This window comes from Providencia sp. JUb39, assembly GCF_012272845.1.
GTDB classification, from domain to species: Bacteria; Pseudomonadota; Gammaproteobacteria; order Enterobacterales; family Enterobacteriaceae; genus Providencia; species Providencia lanzhouensis.
In genome coordinates, this window is the sequence record NZ_JAAWXD020000001.1 from 843,684 (window position 1) to 861,753 (window position 18,070).

General features: G+C 42.9%; 15 protein-coding genes. 11 read left to right on the plus strand and 4 right to left on the minus strand.

What is annotated here, in order from left to right:
• Positions 1–200: 200 nt before the first annotated feature.
• On the plus strand, positions 201–785 hold the full coding sequence (gene mog, locus HFU86_RS03730) for a molybdopterin adenylyltransferase (protein ID WP_132496149.1): 585 nt from the start codon (positions 201–203) through the stop codon (positions 783–785).
• 108 nt (positions 786–893) lie between these two features.
• On the opposite strand, the gene satP is transcribed toward mog, so the two are convergent.
• Complete coding sequence (gene satP / locus HFU86_RS03735; protein ID WP_187128749.1) at positions 894–1,460, minus strand: acetate uptake transporter; 567 nt, start codon at positions 1,458–1,460, stop codon at positions 894–896.
• Between the two features lie 352 nt (positions 1,461–1,812).
• On the opposite strand from satP, the gene dnaK reads away from it, so the two are divergent.
• Together dnaK and dnaJ are read left to right on the plus strand one after the other, a co-directional pair.
• Entirely contained in the window at positions 1,813–3,726 is a 1,914-nt protein-coding gene (dnaK, locus tag HFU86_RS03740) for a molecular chaperone DnaK (RefSeq protein WP_036950286.1), read from the plus strand.
• A 110-nt stretch (positions 3,727–3,836) separates the two neighbouring features.
• Entirely contained in the window at positions 3,837–4,985 is a 1,149-nt protein-coding gene (gene dnaJ, locus HFU86_RS03745) for a molecular chaperone DnaJ (protein WP_132496151.1), read from the plus strand.
• Positions 4,986–5,046: 61 nt separating this feature from the next.
• Here dnaJ and HFU86_RS03750 read toward each other — a convergent pair whose 3' ends face one another.
• Together HFU86_RS03750 and HFU86_RS03755 are read right to left on the minus strand one after the other, a co-directional pair.
• Entirely contained in the window at positions 5,047–6,414 is a 1,368-nt protein-coding gene (locus HFU86_RS03750) for an amidohydrolase (RefSeq protein WP_432206741.1), read from the minus strand.
• A 137-nt stretch (positions 6,415–6,551) separates the two neighbouring features.
• Complete coding sequence (locus HFU86_RS03755) at positions 6,552–7,400, minus strand: EamA family transporter (protein WP_187128750.1); 849 nt, start codon at positions 7,398–7,400, stop codon at positions 6,552–6,554.
• Between the two features lie 394 nt (positions 7,401–7,794).
• On the opposite strand from HFU86_RS03755, the gene nhaA reads away from it, so the two are divergent.
• The gene (nhaA, locus tag HFU86_RS03760; protein WP_187128751.1) at positions 7,795–8,982 is read left to right on the plus strand and encodes a Na+/H+ antiporter NhaA; all 1,188 of its coding nucleotides are present in this window, start codon (positions 7,795–7,797) and stop codon (positions 8,980–8,982) included.
• A 174-nt stretch (positions 8,983–9,156) separates the two neighbouring features.
• Positions 9,157–10,080 carry a transcriptional activator NhaR gene (gene nhaR, locus HFU86_RS03765; RefSeq protein ID WP_132496153.1) on the plus strand — a complete coding sequence of 308 codons (924 nt, stop codon included), beginning with the start codon at positions 9,157–9,159 and terminating at the stop codon, positions 10,078–10,080.
• A 77-nt stretch (positions 10,081–10,157) separates the two neighbouring features.
• On the opposite strand, the gene rpsT is transcribed toward nhaR, so the two are convergent.
• A complete protein-coding gene (rpsT, locus tag HFU86_RS03770; RefSeq protein ID WP_036950300.1) occupies positions 10,158–10,418 on the minus strand; it encodes a 30S ribosomal protein S20 in 261 nt (86 codons plus the stop codon).
• Positions 10,419–11,017: 599 nt separating this feature from the next.
• On the opposite strand from rpsT, the gene ribF reads away from it, so the two are divergent.
• From ribF to dapB, 6 genes are all read left to right on the plus strand, one after another.
• On the plus strand, positions 11,018–11,956 hold the full coding sequence (ribF, locus tag HFU86_RS03775) for a bifunctional riboflavin kinase/FAD synthetase (RefSeq protein WP_132496154.1): 939 nt from the start codon (positions 11,018–11,020) through the stop codon (positions 11,954–11,956).
• Positions 11,957–11,984: 28 nt separating this feature from the next.
• The gene (gene ileS / locus HFU86_RS03780) at positions 11,985–14,795 is read left to right on the plus strand and encodes an isoleucine--tRNA ligase (RefSeq protein ID WP_187128752.1); all 2,811 of its coding nucleotides are present in this window, start codon (positions 11,985–11,987) and stop codon (positions 14,793–14,795) included.
• The gene (gene lspA, locus HFU86_RS03785; protein ID WP_132496156.1) at positions 14,795–15,298 is read left to right on the plus strand and encodes a signal peptidase II; all 504 of its coding nucleotides are present in this window, start codon (positions 14,795–14,797) and stop codon (positions 15,296–15,298) included. Before ileS ends, lspA begins: the two co-directional genes overlap by 1 nt.
• Positions 15,299–15,400: 102 nt before the next feature.
• Entirely contained in the window at positions 15,401–15,871 is a 471-nt protein-coding gene (fkpB, locus tag HFU86_RS03790) for an FKBP-type peptidyl-prolyl cis-trans isomerase (RefSeq protein ID WP_036950308.1), read from the plus strand.
• Complete coding sequence (gene ispH, locus HFU86_RS03795; protein ID WP_132496157.1) at positions 15,852–16,805, plus strand: 4-hydroxy-3-methylbut-2-enyl diphosphate reductase; 954 nt, start codon at positions 15,852–15,854, stop codon at positions 16,803–16,805. Before fkpB ends, ispH begins: the two co-directional genes overlap by 20 nt.
• Before the next feature lie 221 nt (positions 16,806–17,026).
• The gene (dapB, locus tag HFU86_RS03800) at positions 17,027–17,848 is read left to right on the plus strand and encodes a 4-hydroxy-tetrahydrodipicolinate reductase (protein WP_187128753.1); all 822 of its coding nucleotides are present in this window, start codon (positions 17,027–17,029) and stop codon (positions 17,846–17,848) included.
• The last annotated feature ends 222 nt before the right edge of the window (positions 17,849–18,070 follow it).

The window sequence follows — 18,070 nt, forward strand, 5'->3', positions numbered from 1 at the left end:
CAGTCAATTGGCTGGGTTTTTTTATGCTGCGTTTTCATTGATTAAACTCTCAATTCCACATTTCGACACAAACACGACGCTGTCAGGCATTCGACCTCATGGTATGATGCACCGTGTTTATCATTATTGGCTTGGTATTAGTTGAGTTAGTATTTTCTCGCCAAATGAACGAATTTAAATGATTAATTTTTGAGGTTTGTATGAATGAGTTGCGCATAGGTCTGGTGTCGGTTTCTGATCGTGCTTCAGGCGGTATCTACGAAGATAAAGGGATCCCAGCACTGGAGGAGTGGCTAACGAAAACCATCACCACGCCTTTTCGTTTAGAAACTCGTTTGATCCCTGATGAGCAAGTCATGATAGAGCAAACGTTGTGTGAGCTGGTGGATGAATTTTCCTGTCATTTAGTCCTGACCACAGGCGGCACAGGTCCTGCTCGTCGAGATGTCACCCCAGATGCAACGCTTGCAGTTGCCGATCGTGAAATGCCTGGTTTTGGTGAACAGATGCGCCAAATTAGCCTGAAGTTCGTGCCAACGGCGATTTTATCTCGCCAAGTTGGCGTGATCCGCAATCAGTCACTGATTTTAAACTTACCGGGGCAGCCAAAAGCAATCGCGGAAACTCTAGAAGGGCTTAAAGATAAAGAAGGAAATGTGCTGGTATCAGGCATTTTTGCGAGTGTGCCATACTGCATTCAATTACTCGATGGCCCATACGTTGAAACAGATGAAAACATAGTGAAAGCTTTCCGTCCAAAGTCGGCTATTCGCACAGCCGAGTAATCCCTTCTAAAAAATCAGGCAGAACGTGATGTCTGCCTGATAATTCTTGTTACAGTTTTCTTTCCGTCTATTTAGCTTAACAGTCTATCAACTTAGCCATATATAAATTTAGCTACGCTGACCAATTGGCAGGATCGTTCTGCCATATTGCTCATTTAAGATCTCAGCGACAGCCAGATAGAATGCGCTCGCTCCACAAATAATTCCTTCATAGCCCGCATATTGAAGCAGAGTGGCATCGTTGGTCAAATTACCCACCGCTAACATTGCAAACAGTACGGTTAGGCTGCCAAAGATAAATTGCAGCACAAAATTTGCTTTGAAGGTGCCTAAGAACATAAAGAAAGTAAAGATCCCCCATAAGAGAAGGAAAATCCCTAAAAATGCAGGGTCAGTTGCTTCAGCTAATCCCATGGTCGGTAAAAACAGCAGACCGACTAACGCAAGCCAAAAGAAGCCGTAAGAGGTAAATGCAGTCGCACCGAACGTGTTACCTTTCTTATATTCAATAAGCCCAGCAATCACTTGCGCGATACCACCATAGAAAATCCCCATACTTAAAATCACAGATGAGAGAGGGAAAAAGCCTGCATTATGAATATTCAGCAGGATTGTTGTCATACCAAAGCCCAATAAACCGAGTGGGCCTGGATTGGCAAGCGAACTAGATTGCATATAACCTCTGGTAAAGTTTTTAAAAATCAAATAGATATGATGAATACTTGTAGCCCCATAGGACGGGGAGGCGCATAATACGCAGTTTTAATTGTCGAAACAATGATCAAGAGACGGGTTTTTTTGCATTAAATGTAAAACTTTTTTAGTTTCCCCCCTTGATGAATGAATTTGTGACCCCATCTTTAAGACATCAACAGTTATCAATCTAAATTATTGCGAATTGCAAAAAGAATTAAGGTTGTAAAAAAAATCAAGGTTGAAGCAAAAACTCCCTTGAAAATGAAATATTGAGCCTTATATAGATTGATATCGAAATTAAATGAAAAGAATTCCTTTGGAGGCGTTTTAAATGGGTAAAATTATTGGTATCGATTTAGGTACAACTAACTCATGCGTTGCGATTATGGATGGCACTACTGCGCGTGTTCTTGAGAACAGCGAGGGTGATAGAACTACTCCTTCCATCATTGCATATACACAAGATGGTGAAATTTTAGTTGGTCAGCCAGCAAAACGTCAGGCTGTCACTAACCCAGAAAATACATTATTTGCGATCAAACGTTTGATCGGTCGTCGTTTCCAAGACGAAGAAGTTCAGCGCGACGTGTCTATCATGCCATACAAAATTGTAGCGGCTGATAACGGTGATGCGTGGTTAGATGTGAAAGGCCAAAAAATGGCACCGCCACAAGTTTCAGCTGAAGTGCTGAAAAAAATGAAGAAAACAGCGGAAGACTATCTGGGTGAACCAGTAACTGAAGCGGTTATCACTGTTCCAGCTTACTTTAACGATGCTCAGCGTCAAGCAACCAAAGATGCGGGTCGTATCGCTGGTTTAGAAGTAAAACGTATCATCAACGAACCAACAGCAGCAGCACTGGCTTACGGTTTAGATAGAGAAGTTGGTAACCGTACTATCGCGGTTTACGACTTAGGTGGTGGTACATTCGACTTATCAATCATCGAAATCGATGAAGTTGATGGCGAAAAAACCTATGAAGTTTTGGCAACCAATGGTGATACTCACTTAGGTGGTGAAGACTTCGATACTCGTTTAATCAACTATTTAGTTGACGAGTTTAAGAAAGAACAAGGTGTTGATCTGCGTAACGATCCACTGGCAATGCAACGTCTGAAAGAGTCTGCTGAAAAAGCAAAAATTGAGCTGTCTTCTGCTCAACAAACTGACGTTAACCTGCCATACATCACAGCAGATGCGACAGGTCCAAAACACATGAACATCAAAGTGACTCGTGCAAAACTGGAGTCACTGGTAGAAGATTTAGTTAAACGTTCTATGGAGCCAGTTAAAGTTGCTCTGCAAGACGCTGGTTTAAGTGTAGGTGACATCAACGACGTTATCTTAGTTGGTGGTCAGACTCGTATGCCAATGGTTCAGAAAGTTGTTGCTGATTTCTTTGGTAAAGAACCACGTAAAGACGTGAACCCAGACGAAGCCGTTGCAATGGGTGCAGCAGTACAAGGTGGCGTATTAGCGGGTGATGTTAAAGACGTTCTGTTACTTGACGTAACTCCACTGTCTTTAGGTATCGAAACCATGGGTGGCGTGATGACTTCGTTAATCTCGAAGAACACCACAATCCCAACTAAACACAGCCAAGTGTTCTCTACTGCAGAAGACAACCAAGCAGCCGTGACCATTCACGTACTGCAAGGTGAGCGTAAACGTGCGAGTGATAACAAATCACTGGGTCAGTTTAACTTAGATGGTATTCAAGCAGCGCCACGCGGTATGCCGCAAATCGAAGTGACTTTTGACATCGATGCGGATGGTATCCTGCATGTTTCTGCGAAAGACAAAAACAGCGGTCGCGAGCAAAACATCACCATTAAGGCATCTTCTGGTCTGAATGACGAGGAAATCGAAAAAATGGTACGTGACGCAGAAGCTAACGCTGAAGCAGACCGTAAATTTGAAGAGTTAGTACAGGTTCGCAACCAAGCAGACCAACTGATTCACGGTACTCGTAAACAAATCGAAGAAGCAGGCGACAAATTACCAGCTGAAGATAAAGCGAACATCGAAAAAGCAACTTCAGAATTAGAAGTCGCTTCTAAAGGTGAAGATAAAGCTGAAATTGAAGCGAAAATCCAAGCACTGGTAACGGCATCTGCGAAACTTCTGGAAATTGCACAGCAACAAGCTCAAGCGGGCGCTGCGGGTGCAGGTGCGGAAGCGAAGAAAGATGACGATGTTGTTGACGCTGAATTCGAAGAAGTTAACGACAAAGACAAAAAATAAGGCCCTTAGCGGGCGCAGTGACTATCGCAATAATGTTAAATAGTGACTGATACCGGACACGGGCGTTGAGGGAACTCTGCGCCCGTGTCTGCATGTTAAGGGAAAAATAAATGGCGAAAAGAGATTTTTATGAGGTTTTAGGCCTCGAAAAAAATGCTTCAGAAAAAGACATTAAGCGAGCGTATAAGCGCTTAGCAATGAAATACCATCCTGACCGCAATCAGGAAAACAAAGATGAATCTGAAGAGAAATTCAAAGAGATAAAAGAAGCTTACGAAGTCCTGTCCGATGAGCAAAAACGTGCCGCTTACGATCAATATGGTCATGCCGCGTTTGAACAAGGCGGTATGGGTGGAGGCGGTGGATTCGGCGGCTTTAGTGGCGGCGATTTCAACAGTGATATTTTTGGTGACATCTTCGGTGACATTTTTGGTGGAGGTCGTCGTCAACAGCGCCCAAGCCGTGGTTCTGATCTGCGATACAACATGGAACTGACTCTTGAAGAAGCAGTCCGTGGAGTGACCAAAGAGATCCGTATTCCAACGCTCGAAAGCTGTGACGTGTGCCACGGTAGCGGTGCAAAACCAGGTACTAGCGCAGATACATGCCAAACCTGTCACGGTATGGGCCAAGTACACATGCGCCAAGGTTTCTTCTCAGTGCAACAACCTTGCCCAACCTGTCACGGTCGCGGGAAAGTTATCAAAGACCCATGCAACAAATGTCATGGTCAAGGTAGCGTTAAGAAATCTAAAACCTTATCCGTTAAGATCCCTGCAGGGGTTGATACGGGTGACCGCGTTCGTTTATCCGGTGAAGGTGAACCCGGTGAGAATGGTGCACCAGCAGGGGATTTATTCGTTCAAATGCATGTTTTACCTCACGATATTTTTGAGCGTGATGGTAATAACTTACATTGTGAAGTGCCAATCAACTTTGCAACAGCAGCACTGGGCGGCGAAATTGAAGTCCCAACCCTTGATGGTCGCGTTAAACTGAAAATTCCAGCGGAAACCCAAACGGGTAAAAAATTCCGCATGAAAGGTAAGGGCGTGAAGTCAGTACGTGGTGGTATGCAAGGTGATTTAATGTGTCACATTGTTGTCGAAACCCCAGTCAAACTGAATGAGAAACAAAAAGAGTTACTCAGAGAGTTTGGTGAGTCGTTAGGCGGTACGGGTGGCGAGAAAAATAGCCCACGTTCAAAACGCTTCTTAGATGGTGTGAAAAAATTCTTTGATGATTTAACCAATAAATAAGGGTTAATCGCTAAGTTAAGAATCATGGCTGATTCAGTGAAATACTGAATCAGCCATTTTTTTATTTCACTGTTTCACCGCTAGCAACCACGGTTTTACGAACTTGATCAGCAAATTGTAGAGCCTCTTTCACAATCGCATTTTCATCAACTGTGAGTACTTTTCGGTCTTCCATTAATAGGTTTCCGTCCACAATGGTATGGCGTACATTGGAAGCATTCGCGCCATAAACCAGTGCGGCATAAGGGCTATACATCGGAACCATATTCGGTGATTTTGTATCGACAACGATAATATCTGCCAATTTCCCCGCTTCTAGAGAGCCTAACTTATCTTCCATGTGAATGGCTTTTGCGGAGCCTTTGGTCGCTAATTCAACCACGGTAATGGGCGGCATTGCAGCTCTATCTTTATTTTCGAGCTTATGAATTTTACCTACTAAATTTAGCTCGTTCATGGTTGTTAAGGTATTGCTGGACATCGGACCATCGGTTCCTAAGCCTACACGAACTCCTTTTGCTAACATCGCGGTCACTGGTGCAACACCTTTGGCTGATTTGGTATTCGCACTGACATTATGAGCCACTCCAACATCATATTGTTTGAGCAGGTCGATATCGTTTTCATCAACCATAATGGCATGAGCCGCAATGACTTTGTTATTCAGTGCACCGATATCAGCCATATATTGAACAGGGCTTTTTCCGCCAGTACGCTTGGCAATTTCTTCTTGTTCTCGATCGGTTTCAGCTAAGTGGATCATCACTGGAACATTAAGTTCTTGAGAAAGCTTAGCAATTTTCTGTAGATGCTCAGTGGTGTTGGTATAAGGAGCATGAGGAGCAAAAGCTGGCGTAATGCGTGGGTGGTCTTTGTATTGGTTGATAAAACTCACCGCATAAGCGATACCTTCATCTGCATTTTTAGCATCAGCAACTGGGAATTTGATCACGGATTCCCCAAGGATCGCACGCATACCAATTTTATCGACAGTTTTTGCAACTTCGTCTTCGAAATAGTACATATCCACGTAAGTCGTGACGCCACCTTTGACCATCTCGACGTTGGCTAAGTTAGCGCCTACTCGCACCATTTCACGGGAAACCATCTTACTTTCTAACGGGAAAATATAGCGGTGCAAACGGTCGGGGACATCGTCGGCAAGGGAACGAAATACAGTCATTGATGCGTGAGTATGGGTATTGATTAACCCAGGCATGACAATATCGCCATCAACATTTAGCCGTTTTTTGGCGGTATATTGAGTGGCAAGCTCTGGGCCGCCAACAGCGATAATTTTATTTTTATCAATAACAACGGTTCCATTCTCAATAACTTGATTATTGGCATCCATTGTCAAAACAGTACCATCAACAATGATTAAATCCGCTGGAGTGGTGGCAAGTGCCGCGATAGGTGCTGCCATCATTGATATGGCAACGAGAGATCGGAGTAATGTCATTCTTACCTCATGACTCAATGAAAAATAGGGCTAAAAATTATTTGTATCAAATATTATGGGTATCAAATATAGGACGTAAAACTCATATTCTAAGCACCACTATCTTAACTGGATAGTTTCGCCAGTAACACCCCAAGTAAGATGACAATACAGGCGAGGACTCGCATTCCATTAAATTTCTCTTTAAGAAATACAATGGAAAGAAACATAGCAAAAAGGACGCTAGTTTCACGAATAGCAGCAACGAGTACTATGGGGGCTTGGCTCATTGCCCAGATTGCGATGCCGTAGCTAATTAGCTGCATTAACCCGCCAAGCAACCCTGAGCGCCAATATTGCCTAAACCCGTGTAGTAATGAACTTTTGTATTTCATCACTCCGGGGATGGCGAGTGCCGCACCATTTAATAAAAACAGCCATAGGGTATAAACAATGGGATCTTGGCTGGCTCTCGCACCATATCCATCCGAGAGGGTATAACAAGCCGTAAAAAAGGCAGTGCACAATGCAAAGCTAAGCGCTTTACCTTTGATATTCAAAGTAAATTTTCGACCTGCAAACGCGATGGCTACCACGCCTGAAATGATGAAAATAATCCCTACAAAACTCATAAATGGTAAGGATTCATTGAATAAAACAATACTTAATAACGCGGTGATTAAAGGGGCTGAGCCGCGAGAAATAGGGTAAATTTGGCTGAGGTCACCATGGTTATAAGCTTGGCTGAGAAAATAGATATAACCGATGTGAAATAATACTGACAAAGCTAGCCACGGGACGGCATCGGGAGATGGCAGCCCAAACCAAAAGAGAGCTGGAATAGTTAAAATTCCAGAAAAAACGGCAATCATTATCAAACCAAAGAAGCGGTCATTACCAAATTTAACCAGAGCATTCCAACTGGCATGGCAAAACGCAGCAAACAGCACAGAAAGCAGTACGTATAGGGACATAATATAGAGAGATAGTGATTGCTTAAGAGTGGCTCGAGTATCACATAAAGCGTCTTTTTTATGAAGAGGTACGCAAGGAAGAGAGGGCAGGTACTTTTATTTTTGCGAAGGGCTTCGAAAATAAAAAAATAAACGATTTTTTGGACTATCGATAATGGTCATTTTTCATTAGTCTCTAAAAAAGTTGAATATTTAAAGCGCTTTACTCAGTAAATTTATTGTTGGTTTTTAGAATAGTTGCCTATAGTTAAATTAACGATTTATTATCATTCGTCGTGATCTCGATTGTTAAATACTCGGAAATTACGATCATTAATGGATAAATAAACGATTTTTTACGAATTAATGATTATCATAATATTAACATTCAAAAGTATTTTTTGGGGTTATTCATATGACAGCAATTATTCGTAAATTTTTAAAGTTAGAAGCAGCAGGAGGGCTACTCCTAATTATTGCTGCCATTGTCGCTTTAATAATGGCTAATACGCCATTACAAGGAGCTTATCAGCAATTTTTAGATATTCCGGTAGCCATTAAAATCTCAACATTTGAATTAGATAAACCTCTGATTCTATGGATTAATGATTTCTTAATGGCTGTGTTTTTCCTGGTTGTTGGTTTAGAGGTAAAGCGCGAGTTATTGGAAGGATCCCTGGCGGGACGTGATAAAGCGATATTTCCGGCAATTGCGGCTGTGGGTGGAATGATTGCACCAGCGTTAGTTTACTTAGCGTTCAATGGTGCTGACGATATTACTCGTCAAGGTTGGGCTATCCCTGCAGCAACAGATATTGCATTCGCGTTGGGTGTGATGGCGTTATTGGGTAAGCGAGTTCCTACGGAGCTCAAAGTATTTTTATTGGCATTAGCTATCATTGATGACCTTGGTGTCATTGTGATTATTGCCTTTTTCTATACCAGCTCAGTTTCTGTCGTCGCATTGAGTTTAGCTGTACTGTGTGTGGCAATACTGTGTCTAATGAACTGGCGACGAGTTGAAAATACGGCAGCTTACTTGGTGATAGGTCTAATCTTGTGGGTTTGTATTCTGAAATCAGGTGTTCATGCCACTCTGGCAGGAGTGATTGTTGGTTTCTTAATTCCATTAAGAGGGACTAATAATACAAAACCTTCGGAAGAATTAGAGCATGTGCTGCACCCTTGGGTTGTTTATCTCATTTTGCCTATCTTTGCATTTGCAAATTCAGGCGTACAGCTCAATGGTGTCACCTTTGATGGTTTAATGAGCCCATTACCACTTGGCGTTGCAGCGGGTTTGATACTGGGCAAACCAGTCGGTATTTTCTTATTTAGTTGGATTTCGGTAAAAGTAGGGTTGGCTAAATTGCCAGCATCGATTAACTTGAAGCAAGTGTTTGCTGTTTCTGTGCTTTGTGGGATCGGTTTTACTATGTCTATTTTTATCACAGGCCTCGCTTTTGAAGGGCTTGATGAAGTGTATAGTACCTACTCGAGACTGGGCATTTTAATCGGTTCAACAACAGCTGCATTGTTAGGGTACTTTATGTTAAGGGTAGTGTTACCGAAACCAAAAGTTTCGCACAGTGATGCAAAATAAACATAATAGACGTAATTATTAGTAAGAATTTTCGAGTTAATCTTCTATGATATGCCCGCGGTATGAGTTGCATACTGCGGGTATTTTAACTTATAACTCCCGATTACGGGGTACGGGTAAAGCGTATGGTCATTATGCACTGCGGTCATTATTGGCGATACAAAAGGAATCGATATGCGGGTTTCACATCTTAATTTTAACCACCTTTACTATTTCTGGCATGTTTGCAAAGAAGGCTCTGTTGTCGGTGCTGCCGAGGCTCTTTACCTGACTCCACAGACAATTACTGGGCAAATTAAAGCACTCGAAGAACGGTTAGGTGGAAAATTATTTAAACGCCAAGGTCGGGGGCTAGTGCCTTCAGAGCTGGGACAACTGATTTTTCGTTATGCTGACAAAATGTTTATGCTCAGCCAAGAAATGCTGGATATCGTCAACTACAGCCGAGAATCTAACCTACTGTTTGATGTGGGCGTGGCTGATGCATTATCGAAACGCTTAGTCAGCCGTGTATTAGAAACAGCAGTTGTAGAACATGAGCAAATTCATTTACGTTGCTTTGAATCAACTCATGAGCTGTTACTGGAGCAATTAAGCCAGCACAAGCTGGATATGATTTTATCGGATTGCCCTGTGGACTCTTCACAACAAGAGGGGCTGTTCTCTGTTAAATTAGGCGAATGCAGCGTCAGTTTTTTCTGCCGTCAGCCAGTACCAAAGAAACCATTCCCTGAATGTCTAGAAGAGCGCAGGTTATTAATTCCAGGGCGTCGTTCGATGCTTGGTCGCCATTTATTAACATGGATCCGCAATAAAAACCTGCAAGTTGAAGTACTTGGTGAATTTGATGATGCTGCATTAATGAAAGCATTCGGAATGTATCACAATGCCATTTTCGTGGCGCCATCTTTGTATGCGAAAGATATTTTTGCTGATAATGAAGTGCAGGAAATTGGCCGCTTAGATAGTGTTAAAGAAGAGTATTACGTGATTTTTGCGGAAAGAATGATCCAACACCCGGCAGTACAACGTGTCTGTAACAAAGATTTTTCTGAGTTATTTTCCGCGCCGTTCAATAATTTAGAACAGAAAGTTTAGAACACGAAAGTGTGAGGCAAGAAATTAGCAGACAAAAAAACCGGCCTAAGCCGGTTTTTTATAATCAAGAAGCGAAATTACATTGCTTTGATTTGAGCAACTAAGTTAGCTTTATGACGTGCTGCTTTGTTTTTGTGGATCAGGCCTTTGCTAGCGTGGCGATCAACAAGAGGTTGCATGTCATTGAATGCTTTCTGAGCTGCTTCTTTATCGCCTGCAGCGATAGCAAGGTAAACTTTCTTAATAAAAGTACGTACCATAGAGCGACGGCTAGCGTTGTGCTGGCGACGTTTCTCTGATTGAACGGCACGTTTCTTAGCTGATTTGATATTAGCCAAGGTCCAACTCCCAAATGTATTCTATTGAGGACAATTTAAAGGTCAAGGAATATGCCCTTTCGCCCTTCATTTGTCAATGGATTTGTGCAAATAAACATCGTGTACTTCGATGTCAATGCGTTGTGAATGGTGCAAGATTCTACCAGCAAATATCAGAAGAATACAGATCTGCGCGTGAAAAAAAGCATAATTGATAGAAGATATTTTAAATCATTTTTCAGAAAAAATTTTTTTAGTGATATCAAACGTTCATTAAGATGAAATTGAATGATAACTAGAGTGTTTTTTGTACACTTGAGTTTGTTATACAAAATGGATGATAAGAAAACTATAAAAATTAAATATTTTTAGAGATCTCCGCGTCAATTTGTTGTATTGATAATCTATTGGTTATCCAAACTTTTTTGATTTGCCTATGGACAATGATCAGATTCAGCAGCGCGGTGTCGTGCAGAAAGATGCTTAGCAGTGTAAAATCATCTGATTAAATAGTGTAGTGATCAAAAAAATAGGGTTTAATGAAAGCTTTTACGAACTTAGGTTAACCTTATGCGTCGTACAAGGTATAATCCTGCAATTTCCTCGGTATTGAGCCAGTTATGGAGCTAATTCGCGGTATACAAAATATCCGGTCGTACCATCATGGTTGCGTACTGACTATTGGTAATTTTGATGGTGTCCATCGTGGGCACCAAGTATTACTTCAAAATTTGAAGCTCAAGGGTAAACAGTTAGGTTTACCAACTGTTGTGATGATATTTGAACCACAACCCCTTGAATTTTTTACGGGTGATAAGGCTCCTGCGCGTTTGACACGCCTAAGAGATAAAGTGAAGTACCTTGCTGATAGCGGGGTCGATTATCTATTATGTGTGGAATTTAACCAGCATTTTGCTTCATTGACGCCCGATGCTTTTGTGTCTGACTTATTAGTCGACAAACTCGGTGTGAAATATCTCGCCATTGGTGATGATTTCCGATTCGGAAAAAATCGAATGGGTGATTTTTCTTTTTTACAGCAAGCCGGTGAAAAGTTTGGTTTTGAAGTCGCAGACACCGAAAGCTTTTGTGATTCAGGTGTGCGCGTCAGCAGCACTGCGATCCGTAAAGCGATACAAAACAATGATCTGACATTAGCTGAAAATTTATTAGGTCACACATATCGCATTAGTGGGCGTGTGGTTCACGGTAATCAGCTAGGTCGTACGATAGGTTTTCCGACAGCAAACCTACCGTTAAAACGTTTAGTCACACCGGTGACTGGCGTGTATGCTGTAGAAGTTCATGGTCTGGGCGATAAGCCTGTACCGGGCGTGGCAAACATTGGCACACGTCCAACGGTATCTGGAAAAGGTACCCAGTTAGAAGTCCATCTGATTGATGCTCATATGGATTTATATGGGCGTCATATTGATGTTGTGTTACGTAAAAAATTACGTGACGAACAGCGGTTTGCTTCGTTGGACGCGCTGAAGGAGCAAATTGCTAATGATGTAGTTGCAGCCAGAGAATATCTCGCAGCAATTGGAATCAGATAATTTAGCGGAAAATTGGAACTGAGAATCGATGAGTGACTATAAAAATACCCTGAATCTACCAGAAACAGGGTTCCCAATGCGTGGCGATCTCGCTAAACGCGAACCACAGATGTTAGAGCGCTGGTACAAAGAAGGTTTGTATCAGGCAATCCGTAAAGCAAAATCGGGCAAGAAAACCTTTATTCTGCACGATGGTCCTCCGTATGCTAACGGTAGTATTCATATTGGTCACTCAGTAAACAAAATTCTCAAAGATATTATTATTAAATCCAAAGGGCTGGCGGGCTTTGATTCCCCATACATCCCTGGTTGGGATTGCCATGGCTTACCTATTGAACACAAAGTTGAACAAATCGTAGGTAAACCAGGGGAAAAAGTTTCCGCCGCTGAATTTCGTGCAAAATGCCGTGAATATGCCAAAGAGCAAATTGAAGGGCAAAAAGCTGATTTTATCCGCTTAGGTGTGTTGGGTGAGTGGGACAAACCTTACCTGACCATGGATTTTAAAACCGAAGCGAACATCATCCGTGCTCTGGCGAAAACCGTTGCAAATGGTCATTTAGTGAAAGGGGCAAAACCCGTTCACTGGTGTACAGCATGTGGTTCCTCACTGGCTGAAGCGGAAGTCGAGTATTACGACAAAACATCCCCATCTATCTACGTTCGCTTCCCTGCGGTAGATAGCAAAGCCGTTTGCGAAAAATTTGGTGTTTCTAGCGATAAAACGCCATCTTTAGTGATCTGGACGACAACGCCTTGGACGTTACCAGCTAACCGTGCAATCTCTCTGAACCCAGAGTTCAAATACTCTTTGGTGGATGCGCATGGTGATTTAGTCATTCTAGCAACTGACTTAGTTGAAGAAGTCATGAAGACTGTCGGTGTTGAGTCATGGACAGTATTAGGCGAGTGCGAAGGTAGTGCATTAGAGTTACTTCGTTTTGCTCATCCATTTATGGGCTTTGATGTGCCTGCAATTTTAGGTGACCACGTTACGCTAGATGCGGGTACAGGTGCGGTACATACAGCGCCAGGTCATGGTCCTGAAGACTATGTTGTTGGACAAAAATATGGTTTAGAAACAGCGAACCCAGTGGGTCCAGATGGCTGCTTCTTGCCAAATACTTACCCAGGTTTAGATGGTTTATTTATTTTCAAAGCTAATGATGTGGTGCTGGAAATTCTGAACGAGAAAGGCTTATTGATGTACAAGAAAGCTATCTCTCACAGCTATCCATGTTGCTGGCGCCATAAAACCCCAGTTATTTTCCGTGCGACACCACAATGGTTTATCGGCATGGATAAAAACGGTCTGCGTGAACAATCTCTGAAAGAGATCGACATTGTTCAGTGGATCCCAGGTTGGGGGCGTGCACGTATCGAGTCAATGGTTGAAAACCGCCCTGACTGGTGTATCTCACGTCAACGTACTTGGGGTACCCCAATGTCGTTATTCGTGCACAAAGAAACTGAAGAACTGCATCCGCGTACTTTAGAGCTGATGGAAGAAGTCGCTAAGCGCGTTGAAGTTGATGGTATCCAAGCATGGTGGGATTTAGACCCTGCTGAATTGCTCGGCGCTGATGCTGAAACTTATCGTAAAGTACCAGACACATTAGACGTTTGGTTCGATTCAGGATCCACCCACTTTGCTGTGGTTGATGCGCGTCCTGAATTCCATGGTAACTCTGCGGATATGTATCTGGAAGGTTCTGACCAACATCGTGGTTGGTTCATGTCTTCTCTGATGCTGTCTACTGCGATGAAAGGCAAAGCACCTTACCGCCAAGTTCTGACCCACGGTTTTACCGTTGATGGTCAAGGTCGTAAGATGTCTAAATCTTTAGGTAATACAGTGAGTCCGCAAGATGTGATGAACAAACTGGGCGCTGATATCCTGCGCCTGTGGGTGGCATCAACTGACTATACGGGCGAAATCGCGGTATCTGATGAAATTTTAAAACGTGCAGCGGACTCTTATCGCCGTATCCGTAATACTGCGCGTTTCTTACTGGCAAACTTAAATGGTTTCAATCCAGAAACCGATATGGTGAAACCAGAAGATATGGTGGTGTTAGATCGCTGGGCAGTTGGTCGTGCATTAGAAGCACAAAAAGAGATTGCGAAAGCGTACGATGAGTATGATTTCTTAGGTGTTATCCAACGCTTAATGCATTTCTGCTCTATCGAGATGGGCTCGTTCTATCTGGATATTATCAAAGATCGTCAATACACCGCGAAAAGTGATAGCGTTGCGCGTCGTAGCTGCCAAACTGCACTGTTCCATATCGTGGAAGCGTTGGTTCGTTGGATTGCACCGGTTCTGTCCTTCACCTCTGATGAAATCTGGAATGAATTACCAGGTAAACGTGCTCAATTCGTTCTCATTGAAGAGTGGTATAACGGCTTATTCGGTTTAGACGAATCAGAAGCGATGAATGACAGTTTCTGGGCTGAGCTGTTAGCCGTACGTGGCGAAGTGAACAAAGTTCTGGAGCAAGCGCGTACAGACAAGCACATTGGTGGTTCGTTAGAAGCATCGGTAACTTTATATGCAGATAGCGTATTAGCCGCTAAGTTAAATAGCTTAGGTGATGAACTGCGTTTTGTGCTGTTAACATCTCAAGCGAATGTGGCTGATATTGCAACGGCGCCTGCGGATGCACAAGACAGTGAACTGAAAGGCCTGAAAATTGCCTTCAGTAAAGCGGCTGGGGAAAAATGTCCTCGTTGCTGGCATTATGCAAGTGATATTGGTGCAGCGGCAGAACAACCTGAAATCTGTGGTCGCTGTGTGACTAACGTAGCCGGAAACGGTGAATTACGTAAGTTTGCTTAATGAAGACACCTATTTGTTCTACTGGTTTGCGTTGGTTGTGGCTGACGGTTGTGATTATCGTTGCAGATTTAGCAATTAAGCAATTAGTCTTAAAAGAGCTGACTCTGTACGATCCACACCCTTTAATTCCGTACTTTAACCTTATGTACGCTCAAAACTTTGGTGCGGCATTTAGTTTCCTGGCGGATAAAGGCGGCTGGCAGCGCTGGTTCTTTGCTGGAATAGCTATTGCCATCTCCATTACGTTAATGGTGATGATGTATCGCCAAAGCGTGAAAAAACGCCTGAGTAATATTGCTTATGCGTTAATTATTGGTGGTGCGATCGGTAACTTATGTGACCGTTTAGTGCATGGCTTTGTAGTTGACTACATTGATTTTTATGTAGGCAACTGGCACTGGCCGACCTTCAATTTGGCGGATATGGCCATTTGTATCGGTGCGGCGTTGGTGATTTTTGAAGGCTTTTTGCCGGATAAACCTAAACAGCAAGATGCTAAATAGAACAGATAGCGCGATAGGTTGATAAAACCCAATATTGCATATTAGTCATCTCAGCCCGACGATAGTCGGGCTGAACTTTATGATAAAAAACAGGTTTAGATTATGTCTACTCAAATACAGGCGCAGAGTTCTGTTTTACTGCATTTCACTCTGAAATTAGAAGATGGCTCCACGGCGGATTCTTCTCACGCACAAGGAAAGCCTGCGTTGTTTGCTCTTGGAAATGATTCACTGTCGCCAGAATTAGAAGCGCAACTTATTGGGCTATCTGAAGGTGAAAAGAAAACATTTTCCTTAGCAGGGGATACGGTATTCGGGAAACATAATCCAGACTTAGTGCAATACTTTTCATTGCGTGATTTTATGGAAACGGGGATCCCTGAAATTGGTACCATCATGCTGTTTACTGGCATGAATGGAAGCGAAATGCCGGGTGTCGTGAAAGCGATTGAAGGGGAGTCAATTACTGTTGATTTTAACCATCCTCTTGCTGAGCAACAAATCACCTTTGAAATTGAAGTGCTAGAAATAGACCCACAATTGGAGAGTCACCATGCAAATATTAATGGCTAATCCTCGTGGATTTTGTGCGGGTGTTGACCGTGCAATCAGTATTGTTGAACGCGCCTTAGAAATTTATGGCGCACCGATTTATGTTCGCCATGAAGTTGTGCATAACCGCTATGTGGTTGATGATTTACGCCAGCGTGGCGCTATCTTCATTGAAGAAATCTCCGAAGTTCCCGATGGCTCTATTCTGATTTTCTCAGCCCATGGTGTTTCACAAGCCATTCGCCAAGAAGCCCGTTCCCGCGATTTAACCATGCTATTTGATGCGACCTGCCCATTAGTGACTAAAGTGCATATGGAAGTGGCTCGTGCAAGCCGTAAAGGCAAAGAAGCGATTTTAATCGGTCACGCAGGGCATCCTGAAGTGGAAGGGACAATGGGGCAATACAATAACCCTGAAGGGGGGATGTATCTCGTTGAAAGTCCAGAAGACGTTTGGAAGCTGCAGGTAAAAGATGAAAACAACCTGAGTTTTATGACGCAAACGACGCTTTCAGTGGATGATACCTCTGATGTGATTGATGCGCTCACCCGTCGATTCCCAAATATTGTGGGACCGCGTAAAGACGATATTTGCTATGCGACCACGAACCGCCAAGAAGCGGCGCGTGAGCTCGCGGAAAAAGCCGATATCGTGTTAGTTGTCGGTTCGAAAAATTCCTCAAACTCAAACCGTTTAGCTGAATTAGCGTCTCGAATGGGGAAGGCCGCATTTCTGATTGATGGTGCTGAAGATATTCAAACCGAGTGGTTAAAAGATAAGAAAATTATCGGATTAACTGCGGGGGCATCCGCCCCAGATATTCTAGTCCGCCAAGTGATTGATAGACTGAAAGAGCTGGGTGCAGACTCGGTGGTTGAGCTACAAGGACGAGAAGAGAATATCGTTTTTGAAGTACCAAAAGAGCTGCGTGTGGACGTTAAAGAAATTAACTAATACATTGATTTTATTATAGTGGCGGCTGATTTAGCCGCTGCTGTTTTCTATTTTGTCAGTATCCCATCCCATATCAATACAATTTTTTCTGATAATCATCCCCCTCTCTACGGTTTTATTAATATCTCCGGATTAGTGCTGGCGTCCCGATTCAAGTTTCTTTAAGGTATAACCAAGATTTTATTTTGGTTTTCGCCTCAATATTTACGAAAGGATCAAAAATGGCAGATTCAACTGTACGCGTTGCGATTGTCGGTGCGGGTGGGCGCATGGGGCGCCAATTAATTCAAGCAGCACAAGAACAAGACGGAATTCAACTTGGCGCAGCCATTGAGCGTGAAGGCTCTTCACTTATTGGTACGGATGCGGGTGAGCTGGCGGGAATTGGGCAAATTGGTGTGAAAGTCGTTGGTCACTTAGATTCTGTTGTTAATGATTTTGATGTGCTGATTGATTTCACTCGCCCTGAAGGCACCCTGCAATACTTAGCATTCTGTCAATCTCACCAAAAAGGCATGGTCATTGGTACCACAGGGTTTGATGAACAAGGAAAATTGGCCATTGCTGAAGCCGCAAAATCTATCCCAATTGTCTTCGCTGCCAACTTTAGCGTCGGTGTGAATCTGGTGCTGAAATTACTGGAAAAAGCGGCGAAAGTGATGGGAGATTACACCGATATTGAAATTATTGAAGCTCATCATCGTCATAAAGTTGATGCCCCTTCAGGCACTGCGTTGGCAATGGGGGAATCTATCGCGGATGCATTAGGTAAAGATCTAAAAGAGTGCGCTGTGTATGCACGGGAAGGTTATACCGGAGAGCGTGAACCGGGTACGATTGGTTTTGCTACGGTGCGTGCTGGCGATATTGTTGGTGAGCACACGGCAATGTTTGCCGATATTGGCGAGCGTGTAGAGATAAGCCACAAGGCTTCCAGCCGTATGACCTTTGCAAAAGGTGCGATAAGAGCATCGTCTTGGGTTAATGGTAAGAAAGATGGACTGTATAATATGAAAGGTGTCCTTAATCTTGATGATTTGTAGTTTTATTTGAAATAATTTTTTGTTTAAAATCAGATGGCTTCAATTGAAGTCTCTGGTTTATTTATTTCTTTTTTAAAATATTAAGTGAGTTTGTTTTTTATTGTTGTTTTCTTCATGTTTTTCCTCTTTTCCACTCAAAAATTGCACTTTAGATCCTCCATTGTCTGCGCTATTATCAATTTTGCACTTTTCTTCTCTATTAACCGTTTGCGTTTTTACCCA